The following is a 15,149-nucleotide window of genomic DNA, read 5'->3' as shown; positions in this document are numbered from 1 at the left end:
ACCGTGCAGGCACGCAGTGGCTGGATGCCAGATCAAGTCCGGCATGATGAAGAAATGAACTAACGCGCTACTGAATCTTATCCAGCATCTTGTAATAAAGCCCCACCAAGGGAAGAAACCAGGGCTTGCCGAAATGGCCAGGCACCGCCGGCCAGTCCATCCCCTTCAGCGGGTTTTTGTCCGGGCGGCCCAGAATGGCGTCAGCCATGATCATGCCCAGATGGGTGGAAAGCTGGGCGCCGTGGCCGGAATAGCCCATGGCGTACCAGACGCCGTCATGGAAACCGGCGCGGGGATAACGGTCCTTGGTCATATCAACCAGTCCGCCCCAGCAATAATCGATCGGCACATGCGCAAGCTGCGGGAATATGCGGTGAAGGCTGTCCATCAGGATCGCGCCACTTTTGGCATCCGAACGCTGGTCCGATGTCGTGGAAAAGCGCGCGCGGCCGCCGAAGATCAACCGGTTGTCCGGTGCGAGGCGGAAATAATTGCCGATATTCATGGTATTGACGTAGGTGCGGTTACCCGGGACGGACGCCTTGATCTCGGCATCCGTCAACGGCCGCGTGGCGATGATGAAACTGCCGACCGCGATGATGCGGCGGCGGAAATAGCCGAAGCCGGAGGGCGTGTAGGCGCCGGTTGCCACAAGAACATTATCCGCGGTGACCTTGCCGCGCGCCGTTTCCAGCGTGTGTGTCTTGCCGTTCTGAGTTTGTTTCGTCACCGCCGCATTTTCAAAGATCACCGCACCATGGCGGCTGGCAGCCTGCGCAAGGCCGGCCACATAGCGGCCCATATGCATCATGGCGCTCTTCTTGGACAGCATGGCGCCATAAAAGGGAGAGTCGATTTCCGCCTTGAGATCGTCAACCGACAGAAGCGCCGTGTCGGGATCCACCTCGGCATGAACAGCCTCGAAATTCTTTGCCAGACTTTCGAAATGCTGCGGTTTCGAAGCCATTTTCAGCTTGCCGGCCCGGCGGAAATTACAGTCGATCCCTTCCTCGGCGATCAGGCTTTCCAGCGTGTCGATCGAGGCATCCAGCGCCTTGTAGAGCGCGATGGCGCGCTCTTTACCGAGTTCCGCCTTGGCGGAGAGGTAGGAGTGGGCCAGCCCGTTGTTGAGGTGACCGCCATTGCGCCCGGAAGCACCCCAGCCGACGCGCTGTCCTTCAAGAACAACCACGCGCGCGCCCGCTTTTGCCAGCTGGCGCGCAGCACCCAGACCCGTGAAGCCGCCACCAATGACGGCCACATCGTAATGGCCTTCGACAGGACCTTGCGCCGCCCCCGCAAACAGGGGCGCCGTGTCGTGCCAATAGGAGACGAGCTTCATGATCCGGTCCTTCCTTACAGTCCAACGACGCCCGCGAGACCGGAAATATCGGAGATCTCCGTATAACCGTAATAGGGGTTTGCCGGTTCGTGGCCGCGGTTGACCCAGACCTTGTTCTTGATGCCAAGATCGTGCGCGGACATCAGGTCGTAGCGGAAGGAGGACGAGACATGCAGAATATCTTCCGGGCCGCAGCCGAGCATGTCGAACAAATATTCGAAAGCCTTGAAATGCGGCTTGTAGGCCTGCGCCTGTTCGGCGGTATAGACAGCATGGAACGGCGCGCCAAGCTTTGCCACATTCGACATGATCTGCGAATTCATGGCGTTAGACAAAATGACCAGCGGAATTTCCTTGGCAACCTTCGCCAGACCGGCCGGAACGTCCGCATGCGGACCCCATGTCGGAACGCGCTCATACACCATTACCGCATCTTCGTCCTTGAAGGCCACACCGTTGCGCTTGCAGGTGCGCGACAGGGCGTTATGGACAACTTCGGCGTAAGGCTTCCAGTCATGCATGACCTCGTCCAGGCGATAGGCAGAGAAGTCCTTGATGAATTGCTGCATCTCGGCCTCGCCCAAACGATCACCATAGAGATCGCGGGCAGCTTCTGCCATCTGGAAATGAATCAGCGTACCGTGGCAATCGAAAGTGATGTATTTCGGGCGGAAGATGGTCATGTCGTCGTCGTCCTTGCTTGGGGATGGGTGGTGGCTGCAATAACAAGATCATAGAGGCCTTTGCCCGGTCGACGCACTGCAATTGCCATTCGCGAAAGCAGATTGTTGCGTATGCAGCCGCCAGTTTGGCAGAGAGTTGCGTGCGACAAAACCGGAAGCCGCCGCCCACCCCCGTTCTGCGGATGGAAGCAGATGATGTGCGGCATAAGATGCGGCGGCGGGTAAAAGCAACAGTGAAACATATCGAACCTTGCCATTCGTCGGGACAATGTTCTTTTGCCGTCGGTCTATCAATGAACATGAAGAATAAAACGGAGTTGGGCCATGCAAGCCAGCCTCATCGATATCCAGAAATTTGAGCCGCAACACCTCGACGCCGCCGTCGAGCTTTCCCGCCAGGCCGGTTGGCCACACCGCCGGGAAGACTGGGCGCTCGTCCTTTCACTGAGCAAGGGTTTCGTCGCTATCGAAAACGGTCGCGTCGTCGGAACCGCAATGGCCACGCTTCTCGGAGACACCTGCGCCACCGTCAACATGGTGATCGTGGACGAGGCCATGCGCGGCCGTGGTCTCGGACGCAAGCTGATGCAGGCGGTCGTCGATGCTGCGGAAAATCGCGAGTGCCGTCTGACCGCCACCGCTGAAGGCCTCCCCCTATATGAGAAGATGGGGTTCGTCGCATGCGGCGAGGTGCGTCAGCACCAGGGAATTCCTACAGCCGCCGATAAGCCCGATAACGTGGCATGGGCAGAAACGATTGTACCGGCCGAGCTAGCCGCACTCGACGCGCAGGCATTCGGTGCGGATCGTACGGCACTCTTTACCGAGCTTGCAGATAGGGCACGGTTTGCGGTGGTTCAACAGCATGGCGCCATCATGGGTTTTGCAGGCCTTCGCGCCTTTGGCCGTGGTGAAGTCATCGGCCCGATTGTGGCGGAAACTGCTGAAATCGCAAAGGATTTGATTGCCTTCGTAGTTTCCGAGCGCCCCGGCGCATTCCTGCGCGTAGACACCACCACCGAGACGGGCCTAGGTCCCTGGCTTGCCGAATACGGTCTTGCCCATGTCGGTGGCGGCATCGCTATGCGCCGGCCGAAGGCGGAAACCTCTGCCGACAAAAAACTGAAAACATTCGCGTTGACCAGCCAGGCGCTGGGCTGAATCCGGAGAGACCCATGTTAAGCAATTCACTGACCGAGCTCGACCGCGCCCATCTGGTGCACCCTGTCTCTTCCTTCCGCGGCCATGAAAAGCTTGGCGTTCGCGTGCTGAAATCGGCAAAGGGTGCCACGATTACCGACATGACCGGCCACCAGCTGATCGACGGTTTTGCCGGCCTCTGGTGCGTCAATGCAGGCTATGGCCATGACAGCATCGTGGAAGCGGCGGCAAAGCAGATGCGTGAACTGCCCTATGCCACTGCCTATTTCGACATTGGCAGCGAACCCGCCATCCGCCTCGCCTCCGAACTCGCCGACCGCGCGCCCGGCGAACTCAACCACGTCTATTTCACGCTTGGCGGATCCGACGCGGTGGACAGCACCATCCGCTTCATCCGCTATTACTGGCACGCCAAAGGCCAGCCGCAGCGCGACCAGTTCATTTCCATCGAACAGGGTTATCACGGCTCCACCACCGCCGGTTCAGGCTTGACTGCGCTGCCTGCCTTCCATGCAGGTTTCGGCGTGCCTTACGACTGGCAGCACAAAATTCCGTCTCACTATGCCTATCGCAATCCGGTCGGCAGCGACCCCGCCGCCATCATCGCCTCTTCCCTGCAAATCCTGAAGGACAAGATCGAGGCTATCGGCCCGGAGCGGGTCGCCGCCTTTTATGCAGAGCCCATTCAGGGCTCCGGTGGCGTTCTGGTGCCGCCGCCTGGCTGGATCAAGGCCATGCGAGAACTCTGCCGTTCCTACGGCATTCTCTTCGTTGCCGACGAAGTCATCACCGGCTTCGGCCGCACGGGACCACTGTTTGCCTGTGCCGACGAAGATATCGTGCCGGACTTCATCACGGCCGCCAAGGGTCTCACTTCGGGCTATGTTCCGATGGGCGCCGTCTTCATGGCCGACCATGTTTATGATACAATAGCCGACTTCGCCGGCGATGCCGCGGTCGGGCACGGTTATACCTATTCCGCCCATCCCGTCAGTGCCGCCGTTGGTCTCGAAGTGCTGAAACTTTACGAGGGCGGGCTGCTGGAAAACGGCCGGCGCGCCGGTCAGCGGCTGATGGCCGGGCTGGAAGGATTGAGAAGCCATCCGCTGGTTGGCGATGTACGTGGCCGGGGCATGCTTGCCGCTATCGAACTCGTGACCGACAAAGAGAAGAAAACCCCGCTGCCGGCTGCAGCGGCCCCTGCACGCAAGGTTTTTGACCGCGCCTGGGAAAACGGCCTCATCGTGCGCGCCTTCGCCAACGGCATCCTCGGCTACGCGCCGCCGCTGTGTTGCATCGATGACGAGATCGACGCCATTATAGAGCGGACGCGGAAAACCCTCGACCAGACGCTCGAGGACCCGGCAGTGCGGGCCGCCATGGCCTGAGGCGAACAGTGGATGGCGTTGCGGCACCTTCTCGAAATGTCGCAACGCCGCACATATTCGCAATATTCTGCCGAAGACCCGATCCTTTTCGGAGAATCCGGCGCGCTGGAACTGCCAAACTATCAACAGAAAAAGCACTAAACGCCATAAAAAAGGGCGTTAGCAAGAATGGGAACGGGGCAAGGATCCCGTCCGGGAACAGAATAAAATGCCGCAGCCTTCCCAAGGGCTCTGCGCGGCAAAGCGGAGACCGACATTGCCCAAGAAACTGAGCGACTTCAAATATATGAGCTTCGACGTGGTGGGAACTCTCATCGATTTCGAAGGTGGCTTGAAATCGACCCTGATCCAGATCGGCGCTGAAAACGGCGTTGAGGTCGACGGTGAAAAGGCGCTTAGCCTTTACCGCGCGGCGCGTTACTCCGACGCCACCGATCTGTTTCCGGACGATCTCGTCCGCGTCTACCTGATCATCGCTCCGGAACTCGGTTTGCCGGCGGAGCGCGCTCTAGGTGAGCGCCTGCGCGACGCGGCAAAAAACTGGAAAGGCTTTGAAGACAGTCGTGCCGCGATGGCCGAGCTTGCAAAGACGCATCGTCTCATTGCCATGACCAACGCCCAGCGCTGGGCCTTCGAGTATTTCTCGAAGGAACTCGGTAGTCCCTTTTACGCCGCTTTCACAGCGGATGATACCGGCACGGAAAAGCCGGATCCCGCATTCTTCGAGAAGGTTTTCGCCTTCGTTGAAAGCGAAGGCGCATCGAAGGACGACATTCTGCACGTTGCGCAGAGCCAGTACCACGATATCGGCATTTCACGGAAACTCGGGATGACCAATTGCTGGATAGAGCGCCGCCACGCCCAGAAGGGATATGGCGGCACCATCGAGCCGGAGAACTTTACCGAACCGGACTACCACTTCACCTCGATGGCCGGCCTTGCCGAGGCCACGAGACACTCGGGCCGCTGAACCGCCTGTGGCATGACGCGCACTCGGGCGTGGATGCCGAAAATTACTGCAGATGCCATTTCAACAAATCATACAAAAGGGGAAGACCATGAGTGACAGGATTACAAATTGGACCCGCTCTGACGATGCCGCCGTTGAACAGGCTATCCGTCGCGGCGCGACGCGGCGAGAGCTGCTTCACATGATGCTGGCCGGCGGCGTAGCACTTTCCGCCGGTTCGGCCATTCTCGGCCGCGCCTCGCAGGCGCTGGCGGCCACTCCCGTTTCCGGCGGCACGCTGAAGGCGGCCGGCTGGTCCTCCTCCACGGCCGACACGCTCGATCCCGCAAAAGCCTCGCTTTCGACGGATTACGTTCGTTGCTGCGCGCTCTATAACCGGCTGAGCTTCCTCGATGTTTCCGGCACGCCCCAGATGGAGCTGGCCGAATCCATCGAAACGAAGGACGCCAAGACCTGGACCGTGAAGCTGCGTTCCGGCGTCACCTTCCACGACGGCAAGGCACTGACCGCTGATGACGTGGTCTATTCGCTGAAGCGTCACCTTGACCCGGCCGTCGGTTCGAAGGTCGCCAAGATCGCCGCCCAGATGACCGGCTTCAAGGCGAGCGATAAGAGCACCGTCGAGATCACGCTGGCAAACGCAAATGCAGACCTGCCGGCCATCCTGGCATTGCATCACTTCATGATCGTTGCCGATGGCGCGACCGATTTCTCCAAGGGGAACGGCACCGGTGCCTTCAAGCTGGAGAAATTCGAACCCGGCGTCCGCTCGATCATGTCGAAAAACACCAATTACTGGAAACAGGGTGGTCCGCACGTCGATAGCTTCGAATTCTTCGCGATTGCCGAAGACAATGCCCGCGTTAACGCCCTCATTTCGGGCGATATCCACCTCGCAGCGGCTATCAATCCGCGTTCGCTGCGCCTGCTCGACAAGCAGGAAGGCATCGTTCTGTCCAAGGGAACGTCCGGCAACTACACCAACCTCAATATGCGGCTGGACCAGACGCCCGGCAACAATGCCGATTTCATCGCCGGCATGAAGTCGATCGTCAACCGCGAGCAGATCGTCAAGGCGGCTTTGCGTGGCCTCGGCGAGGTCGGTAACGACCAGCCCGTGCCGCCAATGAGTCCCTACCACAATCCGGACCTCAAGCCGAAGGCCTTCGATCCTGATAAAGCGAAGTTCCACTTTGAAAAAGCGGGTCTTATCGGTCAGTCTATCCCCGTCATCACCTCGGATGCTGCAAACTCTGCCGTGGACATGGCGATGATCATCCAGGCGTCGGCCGCAGAAATCGGTGTAAAGCTGGATGTGCAGCGCGTTCCCTCGGACGGTTACTGGAGCAATTACTGGCTCAAGGCGCCTATTCACTTCGGCAATATCAACCCGCGCCCGACCCCGGATATTCTGTTCTCGCTGCTTTACGCCTCCGACGCGCCGTGGAACGAAAGCCAGTACAAGTCGCCGAAGTTCGACAAGATGATGCTCGAAGCACGCGGCATGCTGGACATGGACAAGCGCAAGCAGATCTACTTCGAAATGGAAAAGATGATCGCCGACGAAGCCGGCACCATCATTCCCGCCTATATCACCAATGTCGACGCCATCACCTCCAAGCTGAAGGGTCTGGAAGCCAATCCGCTCGGCGGCATGATGGGTTACGCGTTTGCTGAATACGTCTGGCTCGAAGCCTGATAGACCAAGGGGCCGGGCGCCGATGCGCCCGGCAACCTTTCCGCCGGTGCGGGAAGCCTCCACAGCTGGAGCGACACTTTGAAAAACAAGCGGTTTTCGCCTGATATCTCGCTACAGCTATATAATTTGGATCATGATGATTTCAGGTCGATCGGGCCTGAAATCATCATGATCCAGGCAGGTCGCAGGAGCATGTAAATGAACAGCCGGATACTCTCCCTTATCGCCAGGCGGCTGGTCGTCATGCTGACGACGCTGCTTATCGTATCGTTTATCGTCTTTTCCGCCACCAGCCTGCTGCCCGGCGACACGGCAACGATCCTTCTTGGCCAGTCGGCAACGCCGGAGGCCGTGGCCGGTCTGCGCACCGCCATGCATCTCGACGACCCGGCCCTTCTGCGTTTTGTCCGCTGGCTTTTTGGCCTGCTGCACGGCGAACTCGGCACGTCCTACGCCAACAATATGGCCATCGCCGACCTCATAGGCCCACGTTTCGTCAACTCCATGAAGCTTGCCGGCATCACCACTGTTATCGCCGTGCCGCTGGCCCTGACGCTCGGCATCAGCTCCGCCATGCTGCGTGGAACGCTTTATGATCGCGCCGTCACCATCCTGACCATCGGTGTCATTTCCGTGCCGGAATTCATGATCGCGACGCTCGCGGTTCTGCTGTTCGCCGTATATCTGAAGTGGCTGCCAGCCCTGTCGCTGGTCAGCGAGGTGCATACAGTGTTCGATGTGCTGCGGGTTTACGCCATGCCGGTCATCACGCTCACCTTCGTCGTGTCGGCACAGATGATCCGCATGAGCCGCGCCGCCGTCATCGAGACGCTCGATACGCCCTATGTGGAAATGGCGCTCCTGAAGGGCGCACCGCGCATGCGCATCGTCCTGCGCCACGCACTTCCCAATGCGCTTGGTCCCATCGTCAATGCGGTGGCCCTTTCGCTCTCCTATCTCGTCGGCGGCGTCATCATCGTCGAGACTATCTTCAATTATCCAGGCATCGCCAAGCTGATGGTTGATGGCGTCGCGACCCGTGATCTGCCACTGATCCAGAGCTGCGCAATGATTTTCTGCGTCGGTTATCTCCTCCTCATCACAACCGCCGATATCATCGCCATCATGTCCAATCCGAGGCTGCGCTGATGACCGACAATATCAAAACAACTTCGGGGACCTCGCGCTTGGGTTACAAAATCAACGTCGTCGGCGTTTTCGGCTTTCTCGTCATTTTTCTCTGGGCCATGGTTGCGATCTTTGCGCCCTATCTCATCCCGCATCCCGTCGGTGAAATCGTCGATCTCGATTATTTCGGTCCGATGACCTCCGATCTCTGGCTCGGCTCCGACTATCTCGGCCGCGACGTGTTTTCCCGCATTCTCATGGGCGCGCGTTTCACGGTCGGCATTTCACTTGCGGCCGTCACGATCGCCTGCGTGTCGGGCGTCGTTCTCGGCATGAGCGCTGCCGTGGTCGGCGGCTGGTTCGATGCGGCCCTCAGCCGTTTTCTCGATGCGGTGAACTCCATTCCAAGCAAGCTTTTCGGGCTTGTGGTTGTCGCTGCCGTCGGCTCCTCCATTCCTGTGCTGATCGTCACCCTGTCGGTAATCTATACGCCGGGCGCCTATCGCTTTGCCCGGGCGCTCGCCGTCAATGTCAACACCATGGATTTCGTCACCGTGGCCCGCGTGCGCGGCGAGAGCCTCTTGCACCTCATCAGCTCCGAAATCCTGCCCAACATCATCCGTCCCGTGCTGGCCGATCTCGGCGTGCGCTTTGTATTCATCGTGCTGCTTCTGTCGGGCCTTTCCTTTCTCGGTCTTGGCCTACAGCCGCCGAATGCAGACTGGGGTGCGCTGGTGCGTGAAAACATCGGCGGCCTGCCCTTTGCTGCGCCAGCCGTGATCTTTCCGTCGTTGGCGATTGCCAGCCTGACGATCAGCGTCAATCTGCTGATCGACAATCTGCCGCAGAAAATCCGCGACAGGAGCGAATAATGACAAATCTTGTTAAAATCCGAGGACTTAAAGTCGAGGCGACCACCGATTCCGGCCGCCGCATCCAAATCATCAGGGGTGTAGACATCGATATCGCCGATGGCGAGATAGTCGCATTGATCGGCGAAAGCGGCTCCGGCAAGACCACCATTGCACTGACATTGATGGGATATGCCCGCCCAGGCTGCCGTATTTCCGGCGGCAGCGTCACGGTGGCAGGCCGCGACATGGTACAGCTTTCCGAAATGGAACGGGCGAAGATCCGCGGTACGAAAATCTCCTACGTCCCTCAAAGCGCCGCAGCCGCCTTCAATCCGGCTCAAAAGATTATCGACCAGGTCATAGAGGTCACCCGCATCCACGATCTGATGCCGCCGCAGGAGGCGCGCCAAAGAGCGGTGGAACTGTTCAAGGCATTGTCGCTGCCCAATCCCGAAACCATCGGCGACCGTTATCCGCACCAGGTTTCCGGCGGCCAGCTTCAGCGTCTCTCCGCAGCCATGGCGCTGATCGGCAACCCGGACCTGGTCATTTTCGACGAACCGACCACGGCACTCGATGTGACGACACAGATCGAGGTTCTCCGCGCCTTCAAATCAGCGATGCGCAAGGGCGGTATCGGCGGCGTTTACGTTTCGCACGATCTCGCAGTCGTCGCCCAGATTGCCGACCGGATCGTGGTGCTGAAAGGCGGCGAGATACAGGAAACCGGTACGACCACGGATATTCTCGAGAATGCCCAGCATCCTTATACGCGGGAGTTGCTCACCGCTTTTAATGACAAGGTACGCACCGTAGCGCCGCTAAAACAAAGTGACGCGAAGCCGCTGCTGGATATCGAGAAGCTGATCGCCGGATATGGAACGAAAGGTGACGACCATATGCCGCTGGTGCGTGCGGTCGATTCCGTCAGCCTTGCAGTCTATCCCGGACGCAATCTCGGCATCATCGGCGAATCCGGTTGCGGAAAATCGACGCTGGCGCGCGCCATTGCCGGCATTCTGCCCGCCGCCAGCGGTCATGTCATCTTCGAAGGTCGGCAGTTGGATGCCGATGCCCGCCAACGCACCAGCGATCAATTGCGTCGCATGCAGATCGTCTTCCAATATGCCGATACGGCGCTCAACCCGGCCAAATCCATCGAGGATATTCTCGGCCGGCCGCTGACCTTTTATCACGGCATGAGAGGCAAGGCGCGCGACGCCCGGATCGACCAGTTGCTGGATATGGTGAAGCTGCCGCGCTCGGTTCGCCACCGCCATCCTTCCGGTCTGTCGGGCGGACAGAAGCAACGCGTCAACTTCGCCCGCGCGCTCGCAGCAGAACCATCGCTCATCATTTGCGATGAAATTACCTCGGCGCTTGATACGGTCGTCGCAGCCGCGATCATCGACTTGCTCGGCGAACTCCAGCGAGAGCTGAACCTCTCCTACATCTTCATCAGCCACGATCTCTCTGTGGTGGAAACCATCTGCGACGAAATCGTCGTGATGTATGGCGGGCAGAAAGTGGAGCATCTGGCAACGGAAGCGATCAAGTCGCCGACCCATCCCTATTCGAAGCTCCTGTTCTCCTCGGTACCGAAGCTCGACCCGAAATGGCTAGACAATCTTCAGCAGGATGCAGAGTTGGTGCGGGCGTTTTCCAAGAGGTGACAACATCAGTTTCGTCATCCTCGGGCTTGTCCCCAGGATGACGTTGAGTATGAAGCGACACGTCTCGACATTCTGGCGCCCCTGCAAAGGGACGTCTTCGACCTCAAAGCGGAAACAGGCTGGTCAGCGGCATATGCGATTTGATGATCGGCGATTTCAGCACAACGAAGCTGAAATATTTGTCGATACCGACATCCATGTCCGTCAGCCGCTCCATGATCGACTGATATTCGACGATGCCGGAGGTGACGAATTTCAGGAGGTAATCGTAACCGCCTGAAACGAGGTGGCATTCTACCACCTGATCGATCTTTTCGATAACGCCGAGAAAACGGGCGAAGTCGATCTGGCGGTGGTTCTTGAGCGTGATCTCGGTAAATACCGTCAGTGTCTGGCCGAGCTTGTTGATGTTGATCTGTGCCGAATAACCTTCGATATAGCCCTCGGCCTGAAGCTTCTTGACGCGCATCAGGCAGGGGCTTGGCGAGAGATTGACAAGCTCCGCCAGCTCGACATTGGTGATGCGACCATTTTTCTGGAGTTCGTAAAGGATCTTGATGTCGATCCGGTCAAGTTTCATCACGTGCGGAACCCCTTTTATATTTTTTCGTGCACGCGGCATAAAATTCTGACGCGGCCATGGAAATATTATCACATGAGCGTGCCCTGTCGACGCGGGGATGTTTTTTTCATCCAGCATAAAGAGTTGCAGACATGGCTACGAACAGCAGGAGATTCCGGCAATCGGCGCAGTCTGGCAGCGTTTACCCGGCGACCAAGGTAAATTAAGACGAATACAAGGAGCCCCACCATGCCTGCGCCGCTGCAACAGATCACGACATCACCGGAACTGCCGAAATCGGCGGACGCCGTCATTATTGGCGGCGGTATCGTCGGCGTGTTCGCAGCCTATTACCTCGCCCGGCGTGGCCTGAAAGTGGCTCTTGTCGAAAAAGGTCTTGTTGGCGCGGAGCAATCCAGCCGCAACTGGGGTTGGTGCCGGCAGCAGAACCGCGACGCCCGCGAATTGCCGATTTCAACGCAGAGCCTGACGCTCTGGGAACGGTTTGCCGCAGAAAGCGGCGAAGACACCGGTTTCCGCCGCTGCGGATTGTTCTACCTGAGCGACAACGAAGCTGAAATTGCCGGCTGGGCGCGCTGGCGCGACTTTGCCATCACCGCAGGCGTGACGACGCATATGTTGAGCGCGGATGAGGCGAGCAACCGCGGACGCGCGACTGGGAAACGCTGGAAGGGTGGCGTCTTTTCGCCAACGGACGGCACCGCCGATCCCTCGATGGCGGCGCCGGCCGTCGCGCGTGCCCTCATGAAACTGGGCGGAACGGTGCACCAGAATTGCGCCGCGCGCGGTCTGGAGACGGAAGGTGGTCGCGTTAGCGCCGTCGTTACCGAAAAAGGCACGATCCGCACCAAAACCGCCATCATGTCCGGCGGCGCCTGGGCCTCGTCCTTCTGCCGCCAGCTCGGAATTCGTTTTCCGCAAGCCGCTGTCCGCTCCTCAATCCTGTCCGTCACAGCAGGTGCGGAAGGACTGCCGGATGCGCTGCATACAAAAGCCGTTTCTGTAACACGCCGGAGCAACGGCGGTTACACGCTCGCCATCAGCGGCCTCGGTCGCATCGACCCGACCGCGCAGCAAATGCGGTTTGCACGCGAATTCGTTCCGATGTTCCTCAAGCGCTGGCGCAGCCTGCGACCGGGTGGATTGGAAGGGATTCGCGGTGGGCACGAAACGCTGAAACACTGGCGGCTCGATGCGCCGACGCCGATGGAGCGGGTTCGTATTCTCGATCCGAAACCGAATGCCGCCGCCATCCGTGAGACCCACAAAAGGGCGCTGGAACTTCTGCCTGCACTCCGCAAAACCCAGATATCCGCTGCCTGGGCCGGCTTCATCGACAGCACGCCGGATGGTGTGCCCGCCATCGGCGAGACCAGCGAATTGCCCGGCTTCATCCTCGCCGCCGGTTTCAGCGGCCACGGTTTCGGCATCGGCCCCGGCGCTGGCCACCTGATCGCCGATATCGTGACGGGTTCAACCCCGATCGTTGACCCGGCCCCGTATCATCCCAGCCGTTTCCTTGACTCGTCATGGGGCAAGGTCGCGGATTTCTGATTGTTCTGCGCAGGCCAACAGACAAATAAAACAGCACCCGCAGGCATGACCTGCAGGTGCTGCCGTCCACCGCATTTATTCGACCGGTCAGCTTTTCGGCAGGCCGGGTGGGTTGGTTCTCGATTCCGTCAAGGCCTCTTCCGAGAGCTGCCAGCGTTCCAGTATCTTCGCGTAAGCGCCGCTCTTAATCAGATCGTTGGTGGCGAGCGTCAGCGCATCGGCCAATCCCGAACCCTTGCGGGTGGTGATGGCGACATCCGAACGTTCCGGCCAGCCGGCGGAGAGTGTTCCGACACGTTTGATGGTCTTGTCACGCGCAGCGATGAAGACCAGCTGCGCATGCGGCTGGACGATCACATCGGCCCGCCCGGCAGAAAGCGCGACAAGCCGGGTGGCCTCGTCGTCATAATATTGCAGCTCGAGCGGCTTTAAACCGGCGGCTACATTCTCGTCATTCCATTTCAGCAGAATACGCTCCTGATTGGTGCCAGCGCCGACGATGATCTTCAGGCCCGCCGCATCCTTCGGCTCATTTATGGCGGTGATGCCGCTGTCGGACTTCACGAAAAAGCCGTGCAGGCCCTGACGATAGGTGGAGAAGTCGAACTTCTCCTTGCGCTGCTCGGTCACCCCGACATTGGAGATGACAGCATCGTATTTGCCGGAGGCAAGCCCCAGCGGCCAGTCGGCCCAGGCGACAGCAACCAGCTCAAGCTCAAGGCCGAGACTATCAGCCACCGCAAGCGCATAGTCCGGATCGGCACCCACCACGGTCTTGGCGTCCGTCGCATAGGTCGCGAGCGGTGGTCCGCCAGGTGCAACCGCGACCGTGAGTTTGCCCGGGGTGATGAACTTGAAATCTTTCGGGATGGCGGCAATCGCTGCGGGGTCTTTTTCTACCCTGATCCGGCCAGGCTGGTCTGGCGAAAGATCGAAGACATCAGTTGCGAAAGCCGACCCGAAAGCGGCGATAGAGAGAAAAACGCCGAACGTGACTGTGGCAAGACGAGAGGTGAGTGCCATTCTGGCTCCCCGATAAAATGGATTGCGGGACGGAGGTAGCGCGGACGGGAGGAGGCCCGCGCTACCGGCTGAGTGATGTCCCACCTTCAACTCAGCTTTGTGGAAACTCAGCTTTCTGGCAGCAAACCAGCACTCAGCTCTTGGGCAGACCGGGCGGATTGGTCCGGGATTCGGTGATGGCTTCCGAACCGAGGTTCCAGCGGGCGAGAACCTTGCCGTAATTGCCGTTCTTGATCTGGGCGTTCAGTGCCGCCGTGATGGCTGCGGCAATTCCGGCATCCTTTTTGGAGGCAACGGCGATTTCCGCCGCTTCGGGCCAACCGCCGGAGAAGGTACCAACGAGCTTGGTCTTCTTCTGGCTTGCTGCCTGGAAGGCTGACGTCGCATTGGGGCCGAGATAGGCGTCCGCGCGGCCGGATTGCAGGGCGACATCGAGCACGGCCTGATCGTCGTAATATTGCACATCGGTGTCGGCCAGACCCTTGGCCTTGTTGTCCTTGATCCATTTCAGCAGGATCTGCTCCTGATTGGTGGCAGCGCCGACGATAACCTTCAACCCGGCAACATCCTCGGGCTTGCTGATGCTCGTCACCTTGCTGTTGCTGCCCACGTAAAAGCCGAGCAGGTCGTTGCGGTAGCTGGAGAAGTCGAATTTTTCCTTACGGGCTTCCGTCACCGTGATGTTGGAGGTGACGGCATCATATTTGCCGGAGGTGAGGCCCAGCGGCCAATCGGCCCAGGCGATGGGAACTAGCTGAAGTTCAAGGCCAAGACTGTCAGCAACCAGCTGGGCGATATCCGGCTCCACGCCAATAGGCGTTTTCGTATCGCTGGCATAATCGACCAGCGGCAGCCGAAACGGCACGGTCGCGACCGTCAACTTTCCATCCGCGACGAACTTGTGGCCAGCGGGCAGAAGCTTGATCGCTTCTTCCACCTTCTCGGCGCGCACTCGCCCCTTCTGCTCCGGCGACAGGTCGATTTCCTGCGCATGCGCAGCCGGTATCAGCGCGGTGGTAGCGGTGAAAAGACCGCCTGCAAGCAACGACAATAATTTCGATGAAAAAGCCATGCGAGTGTTTCCTTTGTTG

13 protein-coding genes are annotated in these 15,149 nt (G+C 59.2%); 8 read left to right on the top strand and 5 right to left on the bottom strand.

Translation table 11 applies throughout. The features are described from left to right. Nucleotides 1-67: 67 nt before the first annotated feature. The gene (locus ACZ5A6_RS16625) at nucleotides 68-1,342 is read right to left on the bottom strand and encodes an NAD(P)/FAD-dependent oxidoreductase (protein WP_464111184.1); all 1,275 of its coding nucleotides are present in this window, start codon (nucleotides 1,340-1,342) and stop codon (nucleotides 68-70) included. A 14-nt stretch (nucleotides 1,343-1,356) separates the two neighbouring features. Further along, nucleotides 1,357-2,025: a haloacid dehalogenase type II gene (locus tag ACZ5A6_RS16620; protein WP_003511068.1), complete on the bottom strand. Its 669-nt coding sequence runs from the start codon at nucleotides 2,023-2,025 to the stop codon at nucleotides 1,357-1,359. Nucleotides 2,026-2,349: 324 nt separating this feature from the next. Here ACZ5A6_RS16620 and ACZ5A6_RS16615 point away from each other — a divergent pair, with 324 nt between their 5' ends. The 7 genes from ACZ5A6_RS16615 to ACZ5A6_RS16585 all read left to right on the top strand — a co-directional run bounded on the left by ACZ5A6_RS16615 (nucleotide 2,350) and on the right by ACZ5A6_RS16585 (nucleotide 10,898). Beyond that, nucleotides 2,350-3,186 carry a GNAT family N-acetyltransferase gene (locus ACZ5A6_RS16615; protein WP_065687792.1) on the top strand — a complete coding sequence of 279 codons (837 nt, stop codon included), beginning with the start codon at nucleotides 2,350-2,352 and terminating at the stop codon, nucleotides 3,184-3,186. A gap of 14 nt (nucleotides 3,187-3,200) precedes the next feature. After that, nucleotides 3,201-4,574 (top strand): aminotransferase class III-fold pyridoxal phosphate-dependent enzyme, encoded by a 1,374-nt coding sequence (locus tag ACZ5A6_RS16610; protein WP_464111183.1) that lies wholly within the window; start codon nucleotides 3,201-3,203, stop codon nucleotides 4,572-4,574. A 256-nt stretch (nucleotides 4,575-4,830) separates the two neighbouring features. After that, nucleotides 4,831-5,544, top strand: a complete 714-nt coding sequence (locus tag ACZ5A6_RS16605; protein WP_019564741.1) for an HAD-IA family hydrolase — start codon at nucleotides 4,831-4,833, stop codon at nucleotides 5,542-5,544. Between the two features lie 88 nt (nucleotides 5,545-5,632). Next, nucleotides 5,633-7,243: an ABC transporter substrate-binding protein gene (locus ACZ5A6_RS16600; RefSeq protein WP_464111182.1), complete on the top strand. Its 1,611-nt coding sequence runs from the start codon at nucleotides 5,633-5,635 to the stop codon at nucleotides 7,241-7,243. Nucleotides 7,244-7,441: 198 nt separating this feature from the next. Next, nucleotides 7,442-8,392: an ABC transporter permease gene (locus ACZ5A6_RS16595; RefSeq protein ID WP_003511075.1), complete on the top strand. Its 951-nt coding sequence runs from the start codon at nucleotides 7,442-7,444 to the stop codon at nucleotides 8,390-8,392. Beyond that, a complete protein-coding gene (locus ACZ5A6_RS16590; RefSeq protein WP_013761653.1) occupies nucleotides 8,392-9,243 on the top strand; it encodes an ABC transporter permease in 852 nt (283 codons plus the stop codon). The genes ACZ5A6_RS16595 and ACZ5A6_RS16590 overlap by 1 nt, the downstream gene beginning before the upstream one ends. Next, nucleotides 9,243-10,898, top strand: a complete 1,656-nt coding sequence (locus ACZ5A6_RS16585; protein ID WP_464111181.1) for an ABC transporter ATP-binding protein — start codon at nucleotides 9,243-9,245, stop codon at nucleotides 10,896-10,898. The genes ACZ5A6_RS16590 and ACZ5A6_RS16585 overlap by 1 nt, the downstream gene beginning before the upstream one ends. Before the next feature lie 103 nt (nucleotides 10,899-11,001). On the opposite strand, the gene ACZ5A6_RS16580 is transcribed toward ACZ5A6_RS16585, so the two are convergent. Beyond that, the gene (locus tag ACZ5A6_RS16580; protein WP_013761655.1) at nucleotides 11,002-11,478 is read right to left on the bottom strand and encodes an Lrp/AsnC family transcriptional regulator; all 477 of its coding nucleotides are present in this window, start codon (nucleotides 11,476-11,478) and stop codon (nucleotides 11,002-11,004) included. 231 nt (nucleotides 11,479-11,709) lie between these two features. Here ACZ5A6_RS16580 and ACZ5A6_RS16575 point away from each other — a divergent pair, with 231 nt between their 5' ends. Beyond that, nucleotides 11,710-13,035, top strand: coding sequence for an NAD(P)/FAD-dependent oxidoreductase (locus ACZ5A6_RS16575; RefSeq protein WP_060642327.1), 1,326 nt, complete (start codon nucleotides 11,710-11,712; stop codon nucleotides 13,033-13,035). A gap of 87 nt (nucleotides 13,036-13,122) precedes the next feature. Here ACZ5A6_RS16575 and ACZ5A6_RS16570 read toward each other — a convergent pair whose 3' ends face one another. Both ACZ5A6_RS16570 and ACZ5A6_RS16565 read right to left on the bottom strand, forming a co-directional pair. Next, the gene (locus ACZ5A6_RS16570; RefSeq protein WP_464111180.1) at nucleotides 13,123-14,058 is read right to left on the bottom strand and encodes an ABC transporter substrate-binding protein; all 936 of its coding nucleotides are present in this window, start codon (nucleotides 14,056-14,058) and stop codon (nucleotides 13,123-13,125) included. A gap of 133 nt (nucleotides 14,059-14,191) precedes the next feature. Then, a complete protein-coding gene (locus ACZ5A6_RS16565) occupies nucleotides 14,192-15,130 on the bottom strand; it encodes an ABC transporter substrate-binding protein (RefSeq protein ID WP_065662550.1) in 939 nt (312 codons plus the stop codon). Between the last annotated feature and the right edge of the window lie 19 nt (nucleotides 15,131-15,149).

Source organism: Agrobacterium sp. 6Ca8 (assembly GCF_055382765.1).
This window is presented reverse-complemented; position numbering and strand designations above follow the sequence as displayed.